General features: G+C 67.1%; 2 protein-coding genes. Both read right to left on the reverse strand.

From position 1 onward, the window contains the following. Nucleotides 1-583 (reverse strand): DsbA family oxidoreductase (locus tag G3N93_RS39355; RefSeq protein ID WP_206135455.1); only part of this gene is annotated, 583 nt, incomplete at its 3' end. A 206-nt stretch (nucleotides 584-789) separates the two neighbouring features. Next, on the reverse strand, nucleotides 790-1,472 hold a 683-nt coding region (locus G3N93_RS39360; protein WP_277396613.1), incomplete at its 5' end, for a transcriptional regulator.

The raw sequence follows: 1,472 nt of genomic DNA on the forward strand, positions 1-1,472 counted from the left end.
TGAACACGAACAGCGGCACGCCGCGACCGCCGATCTGGGCGGCGCGCGCGGCGTCGGCGTCGACTTCGTCGCGGTACAGGTCGCTGCGCAGCACGGCGTCGACTGCCGAGCGCTCGAGCCCGGCTTCGACCGCGAATTCGGTCAGCTCGGCGTGATCGAACAGCGAGCCGTGCTCGCAGAAATACGCGCGGTACAGCCGCTCGGTCAGCGCGTGCGCGCGGCCCGTCGCTTCCGCGAGTTTCACGAGCCGGTGGCCGTCGAGCGTGTCGCCGACGAGCGTGCCGGGCAGGTCGTAGCGCAGCCCGACGCTCGCAGCCGCATCGGTCACCTGGCGCAGCATCTGGTCAACCTGCGCGGGCGACATCCGGTACTTGCCGGCAAGCATCGCCTCGACCGGCTCGACGGGCTGGCCAGGCATCAGCCGGTACGCGCGCAGCGCGACGTCGACGCGGTCGGCGTGCTCGAATGCGGCGAGCGCCTCGTCGAAGCGGCGCTTGCCGATCCAGCACCACGGGCAGATCAGGTCGGACCAGATTTCAACGGTCAGGGTCGGGCGGGCAGTCGGGGCGGGAGCGGTCGTCATGGGCGGTTCCGGGCAGCAAAAAAGTGTAACCGGGACTATATCATTTTGTGCTTCGGCGCTTCGTCTTGGCCGGGCGGCCATGTGGTCATATGAAACAGGCGCCCGGCGTATCACGAAGCATAGACACGGAAGCGGCGTCCCGATAGCGATTGCCGATGCCGGAAATCACCGCGCGTCCCGGCGAACCGGCCTGCGGCGCGTGTCGCTTATGCGTCGCCCTGTGTTTCCTTCAGGTGCTTGAGGTGCTTGTAGACGGTCGCGCGGCCCATCCCGAGCACGTTCGCGACGTAGTTCGCCGCGCTCTTGCCGCGGAACGCGCCCTCCGCGTAAAGCGCTTCGACGAGCTCGCGCCGGTGCTCGCGCGTGAGCCCGTTCAGCCCGACCTGACGTTCGCGCAGCCAGCCGTGCAGGAACGTGTTGATGCGCTCCTGCCAGTCGTCGCGGAACAGTTCGTCCGGCTGGGCAACGACGCCTGCGCCCTTGATGAACAGGTCGAGCGTTGCGCGCACCTCGTCGAACACCGCGATGTTGAAGTTGATGCACATCATCCCGGCCGGGCGGCCTTCGTCGTCGAACAGCACGTTGCTCACGCAGCGCATCCGCCGGCCGTCCCAGTTCAGCTTCTCGTACGGGCCGATTACGCGCTCGCGCGCGGAATGATCGATTTCCTCGAGCGCGGAATCGTCGCCGACCTCGCGCTTCGACAGGTTGTTCGCGAGATACAGCACGGTCTGGTCGTGCAGGTCGTGGATCACGACTTCCGCGTACGGGAAGAACAGCGCGGCGATACCGTCGGCGATCGGCGCATAGCGGGTGAGCAGCAGGTTCTTGACGGGGGATTGCTTCTTGCGCATCGGGTTCGCCATCTCGGGTGGGCGAACCCAATGCG

Origin of the sequence: Burkholderia sp. Se-20378, from assembly GCF_017104665.1 — a bacterium.
Classification (GTDB): Bacteria; Pseudomonadota; Gammaproteobacteria; order Burkholderiales; family Burkholderiaceae; genus Burkholderia; species Burkholderia lata.